The following is a 16,294-nucleotide window of genomic DNA, read 5'->3' as shown; positions in this document are numbered from 1 at the left end:
GCTATAGGAGATTAGCATGCAGTCTAATACGTATCTTAAATACGCAGATATTAAGGGTGAGGCAACAGCCGAGCAATACAAAGATTTGATTACACTACTATCTGTAGATTGGAGTGTAGGTCGTGAGATCTCATCATACACTGGTACAGCGATGGACCGTGAAGCGAGCGCTACTCGTCTATATGATTTGACTATCACTAAACTTCAAGACCGTTCTTCTCCTGACTTATTTAAAGAAGCGACGATTGGTAAAGGTAAACCAGCGGTTTTCCATATTACTAAGCAGGGTGAGAAGGTTGAAGAGATCATGAAGATCGAACTGACTGATGCGATGATTTCTAACTACTCAGTTTCTATCCAAGACGATCGTCCAGTTGAAACTATCACAATTTCTTACACAGAAATGATGATGACAGTGACTCCTACTGACGATAAGAACAACACTTCTGCTCCATTGGTATACGGCTACAGCGGTGTTAAAGGTCAACAAATGTAATTTTCATGCGGGGGAGTATTCCTCCGCATTTTTTTGAAAGAAGTATTTAATGAAAAGAGCAACTCAAGATAACAATTTCATCCGAATTTCTTCGCCATTCGGTAAAGATGCCATCATACTAAACTCGTTTGAGTATAGAGAAGAGATCTCAGAACTTTTTTCATTGCGTGCTAAAGCTTACTTTAATGATCAACGAAGTGAGTTAAACGAAATTATTGGTAAGGAAGTTACCATTACCCTTGAAAATAATGAGGATGTTTCTTCAAATCCTCGTTATATGCATGGTTATGTTTCTGCTGCAAGATTAGAAGGGAAAAGGGTTTCTAATACACATAAAGGCGAAAATTATAAAAACATAGAATTATTAATAGAGCCTAAATTACGTTTCGCTGAATATCGAAAAAATTGCAGAATATTTCAGCATAAAGATATAAAGGAAATTATCTCTGAAGTACTATCGGAGCATAGTGTTGCCTTTAGTTTTGAGTTAACCAAGTCCTATCCTAAATACACATACAAAGTACAATATGAAGAATCAGATCTTGAATTTGTTCGACGTCTGTTATCGGAGGAGGGGCTATCATTTAGTTTTACACATACTAAGTCTGCCCATACGCTCAATATTTTTGATGACATCAGTTTTTATAAGCCGGGTACTGAGTTTTTAGTCGATTTTGATACAGGTACGGCGAAATCTAGCCATATTTCTTCTTGGCATGAAACGCAAATTCTGACTACTAAAGCGAGTCAAAAGTCAGGCTATAACATGCTCAAGCCTTCTTCGAATCCTAAAAATACTGCAAAGGGTGAAAGTGATTTTTTTACAGTACCTGGAAGCGAGTATTTTGAATACATGGGTGAAATGGAGAGCAATGATCAATACGCACTGAGAAACACGCATGCAATAGAAGCACTACAGCAAAATGCATATTTGTGTCGTGGCGAGGCTACGTGCAGAACATTCAGTGTGGGCAAGTGCTTCAAGTTTAAAAAGCATGAAGATAAATCTCGAGTCGGCAAAGAATATGTACTGTCTTCTGTTTTTTTGTCTGCTGCTGTTTATAACCAGACTGGTCAAGGTGGGACTGGTGCGCAAGGTGTCAAAGTCTCGTTTAGTTGTGTTGACTCAAAGACAATCCTGCGTCCTTCAGTTAACCACCCGAAACCTCAGATGAAAGGTTTGCAAACCGCAGTAGTTACGGGGAACAAAGATGGTGAAATTTACATAGACAAACATGGCCGTATCAAAGTTCAGTTTCACTGGGACCGTGTTGGTAAATACGATGTAAATAGTTCATGTTGGATTCGTGTTGCGCAAAATATTGCAGGTAACGGATGGGGGTCGGTGTTTCACCCTAGAGTCGGACAAGAGGTCATCGTCGAGTTTGTTAACGGAGACCCTGATCAACCAATCGTTACGGGGTCACTATATAACGGTAGTCAACTCCCTCCTTACGCTTTACCAGAGCAAAGTTCTCAGAGTGGTTATAAATCACGCTCTGTACAAAAAGGTACATCCAATTTTAATGAGTTGCGCTTCGATGATAAGCCTGGTGAAGAGCACATTTATCTTCATGCTGAAAAACTGTTCCAAATGCTAGTTGAAGACTGTGTTGATATCGCCGTTGAAAACAGTAAAACCGAAAAAGTGACCAATGATGTTAATCAAGAGGTTGGTCAGAACGCGAGCTTGAAAGTAGGTAAAAACTTTTCGAATGAAACGGGTGAAGTACTGTCTTTTAATGCAGGAAAGAGCGTCGAGATCAAAGTAGGTGGTGCTTCTATTCAGATGTCTAGCTCTGGAGAAATCAATATCAAAGGTAATAAAATATCCATTAACGGCTCAGCTATTGCTCTTAAAGCTGGGCAAATTTCATTGAACTAAGGTGATTTAAAGTGGGTAAACCAGCCGCAATTTTGGGCAGCTTTCATCTTTGCCCTAAAAAAACAGGAAAGATACCGCATGTCGGTGGTCCCGTCGTTGTTGGTTCACCAAACGTAACGATTGGCGGGATACCTGCGGCAAGACAAGGCGACAAGCTTATTTGTATCGGTCCTCCGGATAGTATCTCAGCAGGTTCTTCTAGCGTAACAATCAACGGTAAACCAGCCGCGAGAGTCGGCGATTCAACGTCTCATGGTGGCAAAATTCTATCTGGTATGCCTACGGTTTTAATCGGAGGCTAGATGCCACTCGCATTTCAAACGCATCTTCTATCCTTTAATGGCCGTTCACACACCGTTCGCGAGATAGCTGATGATTCTTTTAGATTGTCCGAGGAAATCCGACCCCCTGACTTTGCTCAATCAATAGATGAGCATATATTAAGCCTCGTGCGCTCTGAGCGCGAGAGTCTTGAGCAAGCTGATATCAAGGGGAATCTCTGTGTTCTTTTACCATCTTCGGTAGACAAGAGTTTGCTTAAAGCATTGATAAGCGAGCTTTCTATTTTCGTTGATCAAACTGTCAATACTGAAATTTACTTTTATCCTTATGGCCAAGCTGCATTTTTGATGGCACTAAATCGGATAAATCGTGAAGTTAATGAAACGCAAGCGACTTGGATACTGGCTATAGAGGTTACGAGCGATGTAGAAGGGCATGTCAAACCTCAAAGCTCTATCATTTTAACCAAGTGTTTTTTTCGACATTCAGGTCTTGTGCCTGATGTTGTTCGAATTGATTTAGATGCCAAACAACAACGCATCGCCGTGGACAAAGTGTTTAAGCAATTAGGAGTAAGTTGTGAACATCCACTCAGTCAATTGTATTTATCCGTTAATGAGGAAGAACCGCAATGGTTAAACTCAATGCAATTCTTGTCTCCGTGGGTGACCGATCAAACTCAGTATCAATTTGTTGATATCAAACTTGGCGGATTGGGTGCATGTGGCGGCGTTTTAAAAGCGTTAGTGATTGATGAGCTTCAAAGAAGCAGCCCCTGCCCAGACTTTCACGTGTTGCAAGCCGACATCGAGCCAGATGGCTATGCGGTAGGAGTAATATACAATTGGCGTAGTGAATAGGTCTGGCTATTGCTTTTCCTTCTAGTAGCTGAGGTTTTAGTGATGCAAATGTTATGGGGGATTGACTCGAAACTGGCCCTTTAATGATGTTTGGACAATGACTAGGCGCAGCTTGCTTGTCAAAATACCTTTGCTCACCGCGTTTTTACAGTGTTATTCTCGCTTTCTGATTAAATAGCCAGCCATAGAACACAAACCACATGAAAAGCTGTTCGACTCAAGATATCCTTACCGATATAAAATAACTTGAGTTTTGGCTTGTTCGAGATCCCACCCGTGACGCATTCCTTTTTATAAACGGTACATGGACTCTGACAGAAGCAAGCCTACTCATAGAATTGGCGGAAAGTGAATTCGAATGAAGTTTATCCACACCTCAGATTGGCATCTTGGTCGACAATTCCACAACGTATCACTACTCGAAGATCAACAAGCAGTACTCGAACAACTGATTAACTATATTGAACACAATCCCGTCGATGCGGTTGTAGTGGCGGGAGATATTTATGACCGTTCGGTGCCACCAACGGTTGCAATAGAACTGTTAAATCGAGTCGTGAAACGCATTTGTACCGAGTTAGAAACACCAATGATATTGATATCTGGCAACCATGATGGTGCAGAAAGGCTAGGTTTCGGCTCAGAGCAAATGAAAAATGCAGGCCTCCATATTGTTAGCAACTTTGAAGAGATGCTCACTCCCATCATCATAAAAACGGACTCTGCGGATGAGGTCGCGTTTTATGGTATGCCTTATAACGACCCTGAACAGGTCAGGTTTGCCTACAAAGCCTCGGTATCCACTCATGATGAGGCTCATCAATTGCTTGTTGAGCAAATTAAAGAGCGCTTTATCTCTAAGCAAAAGCGCGTGCTCGTGAGTCACTGTTTTGTTGATGGGGCCATCGAGTCAGACTCTGAACGACCATTATCTATTGGTGGCTCAGATCGCGTGAGTCATGAACACTTCGTAGATTTTGACTACGTCGCACTTGGTCATTTGCATCAGCCTCAAAAGAAAGGCGCAGAGCATATCCGTTACTCTGGCTCTCTCATGAAGTATAGCTTTGGTGAACAGAACCAGAGAAAAGGTTTCACGTTAGTTGAACTGGACAAGAAAGGATTCGTTTCTGCAGAGCATATTGATCTTACGGCTCCTCATGAAATGCGTATTGTAGAGGGCGAGCTGGATAAAGTTATTGAGCAAGGGAAAACAGACCCCAAGAATGAAGATTATTTGTTAGTTCGTTTGATGGATAAACATGCGATTTTAAACCCAATGGAAAAACTTCGTTCAGTGTATCCAAACGTTTTACACCTTGAGAAACCTGGCATGTTAATTGGGGTAGAGCAGGAAATGGCGCAAGCAAAGTTGGCGCGAAGCGAAATTGATATGTTCCGAGATTTTTTTATTGAGGCGCAAGATAGCCAGTTGTCTAAAGAGCAAGAGCAAGCTGTTACTGACATTATTAAGCAATTATCACAGCAATAGGGACCAAAGATGAAACCAATTAAACTAACCATGCAAGCCTTTGGTCCGTTTGCAAAAACTGAAATCATTGATTTTGAGAAGCTTGGCAGTAACCCTCTATTTTTGATTAATGGTCCTACAGGTTCCGGTAAAACGTCGATCTTAGATGCCATTTGCTTCGCCCTTTATGGTGAAACCACAGGTAATGAGCGACAAGGTATTCAGATGCGGTGTGACTTATCCGCGCAAGATTTACCAACCGAAGTAGTTCTCGAATTTTCGTTACACGGCAAACAATACCGAGTTGTTCGATCCCCTGAGCAGGAAGCGCCCAAGGCCCGTGGTGAAGGGATGACGATTAAAAAGCACACTGCGGCTCTTTATGAACTCGGTGAGACTGAAACGCTTATCACCAGCAAGACGACTCAGGTTAAAACTGAAGTTAGCAATATTATTGGCTTGAATGAAACTCAATTTCGTCAAGTTATGGTGTTGCCTCAAGGAAAATTCCGAGAACTGTTGCTTGCTAGCTCTAAAGAGCGTGAAGAAATTTTTGGCCAGCTCTTTCAAACTGACATATATAAAAAAATTGAGTACGCGCTCAAAGATAAAGCGAGTGCAATTAGTAAAGCGAAAGGCGAATTTGATAATCAAATTCGAGGTGCTTTACAAGTTGCAGAAGCGAGTTCTGAACAAGAGCTATTACAACAACTGGAACAAGTAACTAAGCAATTAGAGTCTGATAAAAAGAATGAGCAAGCAGCGTTAGATAAGCTCAATACTGCTAAATCTGAATTGCAAAAAGCGGAAACCTTGAATGGAGAGTTTTCGAAACGAGAGCAAGCAGAAAGCGCACTCAAGCTGCATCTAGAACACTCAGATTCGATAAAAGCTCGTCAACAGCAATTAGAAAACGCTAAAAATGCCAATAAGATAGAGTTGCCCTACATCTCATTACAAAATGCAAAAGCTCAAACGCAAGAGCTTAGGCAAAAAATCGTAGCTTTGAAAGAGAGTCTCGAAAAAGCTCATGTCGTTGCGAGAGAACAAGAAAACTTGCAGCAAAGTGCAAAAGAGGCCGCGGCAAAGGTCCCGCAGTTAACGCAACTGCAGTATCAGCTTGAAAGTATGAAAAACAAGTTGGTCGAGAAAGACAATTTGGAAAGTAAAATAACGGCGGGTTATCAACAAAAACAACAATTTGAAGCAACGTTAAAACAGTACATAGAACTAAAAGATAAGTTAACGTTACAGGCCCAGCAGGGACAGAAGGAGCTAGAGAAAGCACGAGTTGATGTTGCGCTTATTGGCAGCATCGATGCGGAAATAAAACAAAAACAACGGCTGCTACAGGATCTAAAAAAGCTGCATGATCTTACTTTAGAGCTCTCTAAACTCAATGCGCTAACTGTAGGTAAGCAGCAGTCACTACACGAAGCCAGTCAGCGCTATATGCAGCGTCAACAAGACGCTGATACGATAGAGCTTAAGTGGCACAACGCTCAAGCGGCAGTATTAGCGCAGCGACTAAAAGCAGGTGAAGCATGCCCGGTGTGCGGTAGCGAAACGCATCCTAACCCTGCAACGTTTGTTGACGAAGCCGTTACAAAAGAGCAAGTTCAGGCGGCTAGAGCGAAAGAGCGAGAAGCTCAAACCTTGTTGAACCAACTAAGCAATCAGCTAGAACAACATAACGTTGTCATTAGTCAGTATCAGAATCAGTGTAACCAGTTGAAAGAGGAGTTGGGTGAGTATGCTACATCTGAGATCTCGACGGTTCAAAATGATTTGCAAGCGCTTAATGCTCAACTCCTACGTCTACAAGCTATTGATATTGAAAAGCTAGAGAAGAACGTTGAACAGCTTAATCAACGCTGCGTCGTGGGTGAAAATAAAATTCATGAGCTGCAGAATCAAATGGCGGCAAATGAATCAACCGTTAAAGCGAACCAAGAACAATTGGCTCAATTACAAGCTTCTATTGACCCAAAATACAGTTCCGCTGACTTGCTTGAACGTGAAGTTTTTCTGACAAAAGAGCAAATTCTGAGTTTGAACACAGGCTTAGAAAAGGCGCAAAACGCTTTGCAGCAAGCGATATTGGAGAAATCAAATGCGGAAAGTCACTTAGCGACGAACAAGCAGTGGTTATCTGAGTCAGAGCAAAAACTTAGCCAAGCAGAATTAGCGTGGAATGAGGCACTACAGGCGAGTAAATTTGAAGATGAAAGCCATTATCTAAGTAGTCGAGTGGGAGATGATGAACTTCAAGCCTGGCAGCAAGAAATAGACAGCTTCAAACAGGCACAAACCAAGCTTGAGCAAACACTACATGATTTAAATCATGCATTGAAAGATCTTGAAAGGCCTAATTTAGAGTCGTTTAACGACAGGTTAACCACTCTGCAGGCGCAATATATTGAAGTAAGGAATCAACTTGATACCACACGCTCAATATTTGAACGTCTTGAAAAGGTTCGTAAAGATATTGCCGTGTTGCATGAGAAAAATAGTAAGTTAGAAGAAGAATACAAAGTCTTTGGTACGTTGTACGACGTTGCTAGTGGTAAAACAGGCAGCAGGGTTAGCCTACATCGCTTTGTTCTTGGTGTACTGTTGGATGATGTGCTGATCCAGGCCTCTCAACGTTTAAGCCTTATGAGTAAAGGGCGCTATATTCTTGCTCGAAAAACAGAGGGCTTCAAAGGCGCTGCGGGTCGCGGCTTAGATTTAATGGTTGAAGATGGCTACACAGGAAAAACGCGTGATGTTGCGACACTTTCCGGCGGTGAATCATTTATGGCAGCGCTTGCTCTGGCACTTGGTTTGTCGGATGTTGTGCAATCCTATAGTGGCGGTATTCGTTTAGACACTTTATTTATTGATGAGGGCTTCGGTAGTTTAGACCCAGAGTCTTTAGATCTTGCTATTCAAACGCTAGTGGACCTGCAACAGACTGGGCGCATGATCGGTGTTATTTCTCACGTTTCTGAGTTGAAAGAACAAATGGCGCAGAGGATTGATGTAGAACCATCAAGACTTGGTTCAACGGTGTCGATTAAATCTCAATGTCGCTTCGCTGTCTAATTCAGTGACTACTGTTAGATCAAAAAGCCCCTAATGTTGGGGCTTTCTGACTAAGTCGCTACTGTTCGCAAAAGTGGCCTTCTTTTGGCGATTGGGTAATCGCATATTCGCCATCGAGGTTGCGATAAACAATCGTGTTCCAAACAGAGCCATCATCCAATTCAAACTCAATAGCATAGTTGACGCCGCTAACGATTTGCGCGTGAACATTCAGTATTTGTTTAAACGACGCTATTGTGTCCATTTTCTTTAAAACAAAGGCCATTGCCTTTTGTGCATCAGGGGTCGCGTTAAACTCATTCCACCCACCTGGCATGTTTCCTTGTGCATTACATACATCTGCCGAGGTCGTTAATTGTGTCGTTTCGCTCGGCTTTTCCTGCTGACAACCTGCAAGTAACACCAAAAGTGCACAAACTGACACTGTTTTTAATTTCATAACAATAACCTCTGTCTATAACGCAACGTATTATAGGAGGGTGATATGCCTACGAATGTCTATGTTGTGCAAAGTTTCTATATGCATAGGGTTAAATGCTGACAAAATGTACAAGCATGGTCAGCTTGTAAGTCAAAAATAGAGCAATCTTGTTATCGATTTGCTGAGATGACGAGGTTTCGGTGTTCAGCGCGCTATTGATGATGAAGAATTGTGATGTGTACCTATGAGGGCGATGGTGCGGCTTAATGATCGATTTGTTATCTTCTAGAGTAAAATCAATCACTAATTAAAATTTAGGTGTTGTATGAAATCGATAAAAATATTTTTACTTTTGTCGCTTGCAACTTTATTTGGTTGTACCTCGAAGCCGGATGGGGTGGAACCCGTGAATAATTTCGATTTAGAGCCATATCTAGGTAAGTGGTATGAGATTGCACGCCTAGACCATTCATTTGAGCGAGGCTTATCCAACGTTACCGCTGAGTATCAGGTTCGTGAGGATGGTGGGGTTAAGGTGATAAACCGTGGATATTCCGAAGAAGAGCGACAGTGGTCAGAAGCTGAAGGCAAAGCTTATTTTGTTGAAGATGAAACGGTGGGACACTTAAAGGTTTCCTTTTTTGGGCCAATATATTCTTCTTACATTGTGTTTGAGCTAGGTGAAAACTATGACTATGCGTTTGTCTCAGGTTACAACCACGACTACTTGTGGCTATTGTCTAGAACGCCTAATGTTGATGAGAAAGTAGTGGAGCGCTTTAAGTACGTAGCTAAAGAGAAAGGTTTCGCTATCGACGAGCTCATTTTTGTTGAACAAGAGAAACAAAGACAGCTTTAAGTTCATCAGCGTGGCTGAAAAAGCGGACAGAGGGGAAGCTTCCTAGTTAAGAGCTCAGTTTGTCATTTCGCTTAACAGTAATTTGTTACGGCGTAACTTAATGTGGTCAAAATGGATATAGCCCCATCATTTGTGATTACTCGTGATGGGGCTTATATAAATTTGAGTGAGCGTCGAAAGGTTGCTCTATCAACAAACGGTTATGGTTTACTTAATCAAACGAACGATCAGGGAACCTGGTGCTCGAATAGATTCAACATTGTGGCTAAGTACTGTGCCGCTTGTTGGGGCGGTGTAGCGTTTAATCTCAGCGCCAAAGCTGTCGTATTGAATCGCAAGAAGTTGGCCTTGCTCGACAAAATTCATCAAACTGACATGAGGCAGTACAAAGCCGCCGTGTGTCGCTTTCACACTGACGATTTCGTTTCCTTCCAAGCATGACGTAATAGGGTCCATATCACCTTCAACAATGTTATGCTTTTTCAGCACATTAAAAATGCCTGTTACAGTTCGACTGATAAGTTCTTGCTCGGTGTATCGCCCCATACCTACTTCAACAGTAATGCTTGGGACACCATGGTTATTCCAGACCGTTTCAAGGACGCCAGCATCTCCAGGATCATTTAAAATCGCATCAGGATTAATGAGGCGAGCCATTTCTAATGATTGCTCGATTCGGAAATCTGCAAACACGTAAAGTGGATAGGCCGCACCACTGGTTTGAGTGTGAAGGTCAATGGCTAAATCAGCATTTGGCTTGAGCAAATCATTCCACAATGCATATAAGTAACGTTGGGCCTCATTGCCGTTTTGGTCACCAGGAAAAAAGCGGTTTAAGTTTGCAGGAGACGCATCAGGGTCTGCGGAATAGAAATCGCGGCTGTGGTTTAGCATACCTGGCATGTTAATGGTTGGAACAATAGTGACAGTACCAGCGACTTCAGTGCCGATGAGCTCTCGAGCAGTTTTCTGCGCTGCTAACACACCATTGTACTCATCACCATGAACCCCTGCGGTAATCATGATCTTCTTGCCAGGTTTTTCACCTTTGAACACTAGCACAGGTAGGTGTTGCCACTGAGAGAGAGCATTCGTTGCGATGCGAAACCAAAACTTATGCTCGCCCGAATTTAGGTCTGCTACATTGAGAGATTGAATCACTTGATGACCCTGAATCACGTCATCGAGAAATTGTGTTGCCATTAAAGTTACCACTCCAAAACCATAAGCTAATCTAAAACCTTAGCGTCGTCATACCATGAATGTTAATAAGGCGAGAACATGTCTCGCCTTAATTACCGATTGGTTTCGTTTTACGCAAAACCCATAATATGAGCTGCGATAACGACGATACTTGATAGGGTAAAGAGTAATAGAATAAATCGCCAGCAGAATTTTGCCCAGTCACCCCAGTCGATACGGCAGACACCAAGCGTTGCCATGAGAGATGCCGAAGTAGGGACGATAACGTTAGTAAAGCCATCGCCTAGTTGGAATGACAAAACAGCCACTTGGCGCGTAACTCCTGCAATGTCTGCCAGAGGGGCCAGTAGAGGCATCGTTAGTGCCGCTTGTCCAGAGCCCGAAGTGACGAAGAAGTTGAAGATAGATTGGAATACATACATTAACCATGCCGCAGCCACGTCAGGAAGCCCACTGATCACGCCGCCAGCACTGTTTAGAATTGAATTCAGTACACTCGCTTCATCAGTTGTACCACCACCAAGGATCAACAATACACCTTTTGCACAACCCACTAATAGGGCAGGTGCAAGCATAATAGCTGCACCTTCTTTAAATGCATCAGCTGCGCAGTTTAGCGTCATACCGTTCAGGCGAAAAATCGTACCGATGATCGCGACAACAAAGCCCATAGTGAAAAATTGAGACGCGATTTCTGGGATGTACCATGCGTTAGCGACTACGCCCCAAACGACCCACACCGTGGTCGCAATAACCGTAAGGATAACGAGTGTGTCACCTAGGTTCCAACGAGAATCTTGATTGCCAAGCTCTTGCTGACGGAAATACTGGTCTGTGCGATGGCTGTAAGAAAGTTTAGGATTTGACTTCACACGAGCGGCGTAGATCATTGTAAAAGCGATACCGATTAACGTAAAGCCAGCCCATAACCCCATGCGTACTGTCATGCCGGATAAAACAGGTACACCCGCAATGCCTTGCGCAATAGCGACGGAAAAAGGGTTCATCCAAGAAGTAGCGAAGCCAATTTGAGTCGCAACATAGGTAACCATTACCGTAGTGATACCATCATAACCAAGGCGAACCATAAGCGGCGCGATAATAATCGCAAACGCTACGGCTTCTTCACCCATACCAAATACCGCACCGCCTAGCGAGAACAGCAAAAATAGCACTGGAATGAATAGAGCTTCGTTACCTTTGGTCTTATCGATAAGGCGCAGGATACCGTTATCGATTGTGCCTGTGCGCATTACAACGCCGAAAGCACCGCCGATAACCAACATGAACATAATCACGCCGATTGCGCTGCCCCATTTAGAGCCAGAAACTAGCCCTTCGAAAGGGAAGTTCATTAGACCAATGCCACCACCAGAAGCAAACAGGCCAACCTTGTTGTAAACCAATTCACCGTTTTCGTCGGTTGCATAAGAGAAAGAAGAAGGATCGATAACTGTGCGAGTTTTTTCTGCACCGTCGACCATGTAGGTCACCTGTTGGCTATCAAAATGACCAGCAGGAATTAAGTAGGTAAGAATCGCAGCAAGAATACCAACAATGAAGATCAAAATGAGGGTATCTGGCATCTGCCACGACTTGGGGGTAGCAACCGATTCTGCTGGTTGCGCATGTGTGTGAGACATAACTTACTTCACGTTAAATTCAATAAAGCATGAAATATCGATAAAATAGAATAAAAAGTCAATATTAATGCTTATGTTGAACTATAAATTCATCAAATATTTGAAGTGAAGTTAATTTGATTGTTTTGTGGTCAAATGTTGGGTTAATGTTTCAATATGCGTTGAGTTTGGATGATTCACGAGCTTTCATAGTACATCTACAGGTGATCTAATCACTTGATTTCTGTCTGTTCTGCATAAAAAGCAGCGACATCACGAAGGTCTTCATCATTTAACATTTTTAACTGTGCTGCCATCATTTCTGCAAGTGGCCCTTTACGCTCACCGGCTTGATAAGATTTCATGGCATTGTAAAGGTACTGAGCATTTTGACCAGCAAGGCTTGGATAGGTGTTGTTCGTTGCGATGCCTGTAACACCGTGACAATAGACACAGCTAGGTGATTTGATTTTACCTTTATCAGCATCACCAAACGGTTCGGCATAGATAGCGGAAGAGAAAATAAAAGAGATTAAAAGTACAAATCTGAGCATGGAAGTTATCTATTCGCTAGAAATCATGCCGATACAATAAAGCTTCCCCTTAGGGGAAGCTCAATGATCAAAATCAAATTAAAGTAGAGATTTTATACTTGATAAGAAAGTGTCGATGTCTTTCGCTGAAATATCTTTATGAGTTACAAAACGAATTGGATTTCCAGGGGTTATCGTGATGTTTTGTTCCTTTAGTTTCGCAGCGATACTTACTATGTCCACTTGAGGATCAAGCTTCGCGAACACGATGTTCGTTTGAACAAATTCAGGGTTGACTGAAAAACCAGGCAGTTCTGCTAAGCCTTCCGCTAAGGTTTTTGCGTTGATGTGATCTTGTTTTAGCTGTTCCACTTGTTCGGTAAGGGCAAGTTTGCCTGCTGCGGCAAGAATACCCGCTTGACGCATACCACCGCCGACCATCTTTCTTAAGCGACGTGCTTTTGCGATGTAGTCTTTGCTACCAAGCAGTAGCGAGCCAACAGGGGCAGCCAGACCTTTCGACAGACAGATCGTCATTGAATCAAAGTACTGACCGATCTCTTTTACCGGAACATCAAGTGCAACGGTTGCGTTAAAAACGCGAGCGCCATCTAGATGCATCTGCAAGTTATGTTTATTCACGAAGTCACGTGCTTCTGCTAAGTAAGACAGAGGCAGTACTTTACCATTAATTGTGTTTTCTAAGCTGAGAAGCTTAGTGCGAGCAAAGTGACAATCATCTGGTTTAATCGCAGCAGCCAGTTTATCAAATGGTAGCGTGCCATCTGGGTTATTTTCGACTGGTTGAGGTTGAATTGATCCCAAAACCGCCGCGCCACCAGCTTCGTATTTGTAGTTATGTGCTTGTTGCCCACATAGATATTCATCTCCCCGCTCGCAATGCGCCATTAAACCGAGCAGATTGGCTTGAGTGCCTGAAGTGGTAAACAAAGCTGCTTCGAAACCAGCAAGCTGCGCAGCAAATTTTTCAAGCTCATTGACCGTAGGGTCATCACCATAAACATCATCCCCAACAGGGGCCTTAAACATGGCTTCTCGCATGGCGTGGGTGGGTTGTGTAACGGTATCTGATCGAAAATCCATGAATGTCTCCTTGGTCAAAGTCCTAAATATATCCGCAAAGGCGCGCTTTGCTTAAGCAAGCGATCGTTTTGGCATCGGTGATCGTGCCATCGACAATCTTTTCTTCGAGTTGCTTGATTGACAAGGTGACGACCTCAATCACTTCGTCTTCATCGCACTCGTAACGGTTTGTTTTATTGAGCTTTTCGGCAACAAATAGATACTGTATCTCATCACAAAATCCGGCAAGAGGGGTGACTTGGCCGAGAGACGTGAATTTCTCTGCACTAAACCCCGTTTCTTCCTCTAGCTCTCTTTTGGCGCAGCAGAGTGGCTCTTCGTTGCCTTCTCTGGTACCAGCAGGAAGTTCCAATAGCCATTTATTAAGTGAAGGCCGAAATTGGTGGACAAGGACAATGTGACCCTCCGCTGTAATAGGGAGAATCACCGCAGCACCCGGATGATGGATTGTGGTGTGCGTAATTGCCTGTCCTGTAGGAAGCACAACGTCTTCTTCAATCAGAGAAATTTGCTTCCATTTATGAATTATCTTGCTCATGCAGTTATGAACCCTAGCTGTTACCGCATTTTTGACGTTTTTCGACATTAACCACAAATGGTGGGAAACAAAAGCAAAAAATACTGCAACACGACGAAAGCGTTTGCACTTTAAGTGAGCAATGTCTCATAAATGGAAACTTTGATTGCTTCGTCAAGAAGGGGAAAAGCATCTGCTATAAGGGGAATTCGACAAAATACATTTGTAACAAAGTTATAACAAGTGTATAAAAATGTTAACGCAATACCACTTCAGTAGCCGGAGAACGTATGACACAAACCTTATTTGCCTCAAATGCCGAAAAAGCGCTTCTCTCAGAACGCATCAATAAATTGGCGAAAGCGTTAACGGATGGCGTTTATGAGCGTGAACATACGATCAAGCTCTGCCTTCTTGCTGCACTTGCTGGTGAAAGTGTTTTTCTTTTAGGCCCCCCTGGTATTGCAAAAAGCTTAATTGCCAAACGACTCATCCAAGCGTTCGATAACAGCAGTTACTTCGAATACCTGATGACGCGCTTCTCAACCCCTGAAGAGGTGTTTGGGCCACTGAGTATCCAAGAGCTAAAAGACAACGGCCGTTATGTTCGCTTAACTAAAGGGTATTTGCCAACTGCACAAGTCGTATTTTTGGATGAAATCTGGAAGGCGGGGCCTGCAATTCTTAACACATTGCTGACAGTGGTTAATGAGAAAACATTCAAAAATGGCAGCGATATCGAGCGTGTGCCAATGCGCCTGTTGGTATCGGCTTCCAATGAATTACCCGATGAAGATAGTGGATTGGATGCCCTCTACGACCGCATGTTGGTGCGTGTGTTTGTGAATCGAATTCAGAATAAACAAAACTTTAAGTCGATGTTGACTGTGGGCACATCGCAAGAGGCACAAGTACCAGAAGGCCTAGCGATAACTGATGAAGAATATCATCAATGGCAACAACAGCTCGACAAATTGACGTTAACCGACAATGCATTCGAAAAGCTTTTCCAGCTTAAAACGATGTTAGAAAGCAAAGTTGAAGCTCAGTTTGGTGATGTGGCCAATACCGACATGTATGTCTCTGACCGCCGCTGGAAGAAAGCCGTGAAGTTGTTAAAAGCGAGCGCGTTTTTTAATGGTCGCGATGAAATAAATCCGCTTGACCTTTTACTGCTGCAAGATTGTTTATGGAACAGTCCTGAATCGCGAGATGTGGTACGTGAAGTGGTTCAAGAGTTCGCCTTAAAACATGCATTTGATCAACAAGACGCGGAGCAGGAAATCGAGTACTGCCGTGAGTCTTTGGTTGATGTCCAACATGAACTAGAAGATGCCTACCGCATGACGTTAACGTCTGAAGCGGCAACGGGTATTTTGCGTAAAGAAACCATGCGCTTTGATACCTCTAAAGCCAAGATGTACAAAGTTGGCGCAGCCGTTAACTTAGTTAAATTGGTTGTATTGCAAAGCAACATGTCGGTTTCAGAATCAGAAAAAGGTGATAGCCGCTGGGTTTATGTACCCAAAGATGAGTTAGATCGAGTCATTAAAGAGGGAAGCGGTGATGTGTATGGTTACGTCAATCAAAACACCAACATGTGCCGTTTACGATTTGACGTTGACGCGGCGAATAACCTAGTTATCCGTGATATCGCGAACCGAGGCATTTTGGTTAGCCTAGTGACTCAAGAGGGCTTGGATGTAGAGCTTTACCAAAAGTGGTTAACGCAGAGCGAAAAAGCCGTAAATCAGCTTAGTGAGGCAGAACACCATATGCGCAAGGTGAAAGCGAACTTTCATGATGCGCTTCCGCATAGCTTTGTTGATCCTGAATTACCCCGCCTAATGGAGTCGAGTCTGCAACAGGTAAGTCAGAGACTTGAATCAATCCAAGCAGAAAGTGAAAAAGTTATCCAACGCTTTAAAAACTTACATCAGTTTTTCTCATAAGG

14 protein-coding genes are annotated in these 16,294 nt (G+C 43.0%); 8 read left to right on the top strand and 6 right to left on the bottom strand.

What is annotated here, in order from left to right:
* Positions 1-16 precede the first annotated feature (16 nt).
* The 6 genes from R7Q46_RS00895 to R7Q46_RS00870 all read left to right on the top strand — a co-directional run bounded on the left by R7Q46_RS00895 (position 17) and on the right by R7Q46_RS00870 (position 8,081).
* The gene (locus R7Q46_RS00895; RefSeq protein WP_005375967.1) at positions 17-496 is read left to right on the top strand and encodes an Hcp family type VI secretion system effector; all 480 of its coding nucleotides are present in this window, start codon (positions 17-19) and stop codon (positions 494-496) included.
* A 49-nt stretch (positions 497-545) separates the two neighbouring features.
* On the top strand, positions 546-2,381 hold the full coding sequence (gene tssI / locus R7Q46_RS00890) for a type VI secretion system tip protein TssI/VgrG (RefSeq protein ID WP_213871140.1): 1,836 nt from the start codon (positions 546-548) through the stop codon (positions 2,379-2,381).
* A gap of 11 nt (positions 2,382-2,392) precedes the next feature.
* On the top strand, positions 2,393-2,683 hold the full coding sequence (locus tag R7Q46_RS00885; protein ID WP_005375969.1) for a PAAR domain-containing protein: 291 nt from the start codon (positions 2,393-2,395) through the stop codon (positions 2,681-2,683).
* The gene (locus R7Q46_RS00880; protein ID WP_158155199.1) at positions 2,684-3,523 is read left to right on the top strand and encodes an NAD/NADP transhydrogenase subunit beta; all 840 of its coding nucleotides are present in this window, start codon (positions 2,684-2,686) and stop codon (positions 3,521-3,523) included.
* Between the two features lie 358 nt (positions 3,524-3,881).
* Complete coding sequence (locus R7Q46_RS00875; RefSeq protein ID WP_213871138.1) at positions 3,882-5,015, top strand: exonuclease SbcCD subunit D; 1,134 nt, start codon at positions 3,882-3,884, stop codon at positions 5,013-5,015.
* A gap of 9 nt (positions 5,016-5,024) precedes the next feature.
* Positions 5,025-8,081 carry an AAA family ATPase gene (locus R7Q46_RS00870; RefSeq protein WP_213871137.1) on the top strand — a complete coding sequence of 1,019 codons (3,057 nt, stop codon included), beginning with the start codon at positions 5,025-5,027 and terminating at the stop codon, positions 8,079-8,081.
* Between the two features lie 58 nt (positions 8,082-8,139).
* On the opposite strand, the gene R7Q46_RS00865 is transcribed toward R7Q46_RS00870, so the two are convergent.
* The gene (locus R7Q46_RS00865; RefSeq protein WP_005387498.1) at positions 8,140-8,520 is read right to left on the bottom strand and encodes a cystatin domain-containing protein; all 381 of its coding nucleotides are present in this window, start codon (positions 8,518-8,520) and stop codon (positions 8,140-8,142) included.
* 307 nt (positions 8,521-8,827) lie between these two features.
* Between R7Q46_RS00865 and R7Q46_RS00860 the strand changes: the two genes are divergently transcribed.
* On the top strand, positions 8,828-9,361 hold the full coding sequence (locus tag R7Q46_RS00860; protein WP_025767720.1) for a lipocalin family protein: 534 nt from the start codon (positions 8,828-8,830) through the stop codon (positions 9,359-9,361).
* Between the two features lie 207 nt (positions 9,362-9,568).
* Here the strand turns inward: R7Q46_RS00860 and R7Q46_RS00855 are convergent, their stop codons facing one another.
* From R7Q46_RS00855 to R7Q46_RS00835, 5 genes are all read right to left on the bottom strand, one after another.
* Positions 9,569-10,564 (bottom strand): succinylglutamate desuccinylase/aspartoacylase family protein, encoded by a 996-nt coding sequence (locus R7Q46_RS00855; RefSeq protein ID WP_054574303.1) that lies wholly within the window; start codon positions 10,562-10,564, stop codon positions 9,569-9,571.
* Between the two features lie 110 nt (positions 10,565-10,674).
* Positions 10,675-12,207, bottom strand: a complete 1,533-nt coding sequence (gene yfcC / locus R7Q46_RS00850) for a putative basic amino acid antiporter YfcC (protein WP_213871136.1) — start codon at positions 12,205-12,207, stop codon at positions 10,675-10,677.
* Positions 12,208-12,419: 212 nt separating this feature from the next.
* Positions 12,420-12,740 carry a c-type cytochrome gene (locus tag R7Q46_RS00845; RefSeq protein WP_149192240.1) on the bottom strand — a complete coding sequence of 107 codons (321 nt, stop codon included), beginning with the start codon at positions 12,738-12,740 and terminating at the stop codon, positions 12,420-12,422.
* A 78-nt stretch (positions 12,741-12,818) separates the two neighbouring features.
* Complete coding sequence (gene ltaE / locus R7Q46_RS00840; RefSeq protein ID WP_213871135.1) at positions 12,819-13,823, bottom strand: low-specificity L-threonine aldolase; 1,005 nt, start codon at positions 13,821-13,823, stop codon at positions 12,819-12,821.
* Positions 13,824-13,845: 22 nt separating this feature from the next.
* On the bottom strand, positions 13,846-14,361 hold the full coding sequence (locus tag R7Q46_RS00835; protein ID WP_005375979.1) for an NUDIX hydrolase: 516 nt from the start codon (positions 14,359-14,361) through the stop codon (positions 13,846-13,848).
* A 269-nt stretch (positions 14,362-14,630) separates the two neighbouring features.
* On the opposite strand from R7Q46_RS00835, the gene R7Q46_RS00830 reads away from it, so the two are divergent.
* Positions 14,631-16,292 carry an ATPase RavA domain-containing protein gene (locus tag R7Q46_RS00830; RefSeq protein ID WP_053303672.1) on the top strand — a complete coding sequence of 554 codons (1,662 nt, stop codon included), beginning with the start codon at positions 14,631-14,633 and terminating at the stop codon, positions 16,290-16,292.
* Positions 16,293-16,294: the final 2 nt, after the last annotated feature.

The sequence above is a fragment of the Vibrio sp. 811 genome, from assembly GCF_033339195.1.
This window is presented reverse-complemented; position numbering and strand designations above follow the sequence as displayed.

Coding starts and splice junctions, on each gene's coding strand:
- R7Q46_RS00895 (WP_005375967.1), top strand. CDS start 17: ATGCAGTCTAATACGTATCTTAAATACGCAGATATTAAGGGTGAGGCA.
- tssI (WP_213871140.1), top strand. CDS start 546: ATGAAAAGAGCAACTCAAGATAACAATTTCATCCGAATTTCTTCGCCA.
- R7Q46_RS00880 (WP_158155199.1), top strand. CDS start 2,684: ATGCCACTCGCATTTCAAACGCATCTTCTATCCTTTAATGGCCGTTCA.
- R7Q46_RS00875 (WP_213871138.1), top strand. CDS start 3,882: ATGAAGTTTATCCACACCTCAGATTGGCATCTTGGTCGACAATTCCAC.
- R7Q46_RS00870 (WP_213871137.1), top strand. CDS start 5,025: ATGAAACCAATTAAACTAACCATGCAAGCCTTTGGTCCGTTTGCAAAA.
- R7Q46_RS00865 (WP_005387498.1), bottom strand. CDS start 8,520: ATGAAATTAAAAACAGTGTCAGTTTGTGCACTTTTGGTGTTACTTGCA.
- R7Q46_RS00860 (WP_025767720.1), top strand. CDS start 8,828: ATGAAATCGATAAAAATATTTTTACTTTTGTCGCTTGCAACTTTATTT.
- R7Q46_RS00855 (WP_054574303.1), bottom strand. CDS start 10,564: ATGGCAACACAATTTCTCGATGACGTGATTCAGGGTCATCAAGTGATT.
- yfcC (WP_213871136.1), bottom strand. CDS start 12,207: ATGTCTCACACACATGCGCAACCAGCAGAATCGGTTGCTACCCCCAAG.
- R7Q46_RS00845 (WP_149192240.1), bottom strand. CDS start 12,740: ATGCTCAGATTTGTACTTTTAATCTCTTTTATTTTCTCTTCCGCTATC.
- ltaE (WP_213871135.1), bottom strand. CDS start 13,823: ATGGATTTTCGATCAGATACCGTTACACAACCCACCCACGCCATGCGA.
- R7Q46_RS00835 (WP_005375979.1), bottom strand. CDS start 14,361: ATGAGCAAGATAATTCATAAATGGAAGCAAATTTCTCTGATTGAAGAA.
- R7Q46_RS00830 (WP_053303672.1), top strand. CDS start 14,631: ATGACACAAACCTTATTTGCCTCAAATGCCGAAAAAGCGCTTCTCTCA.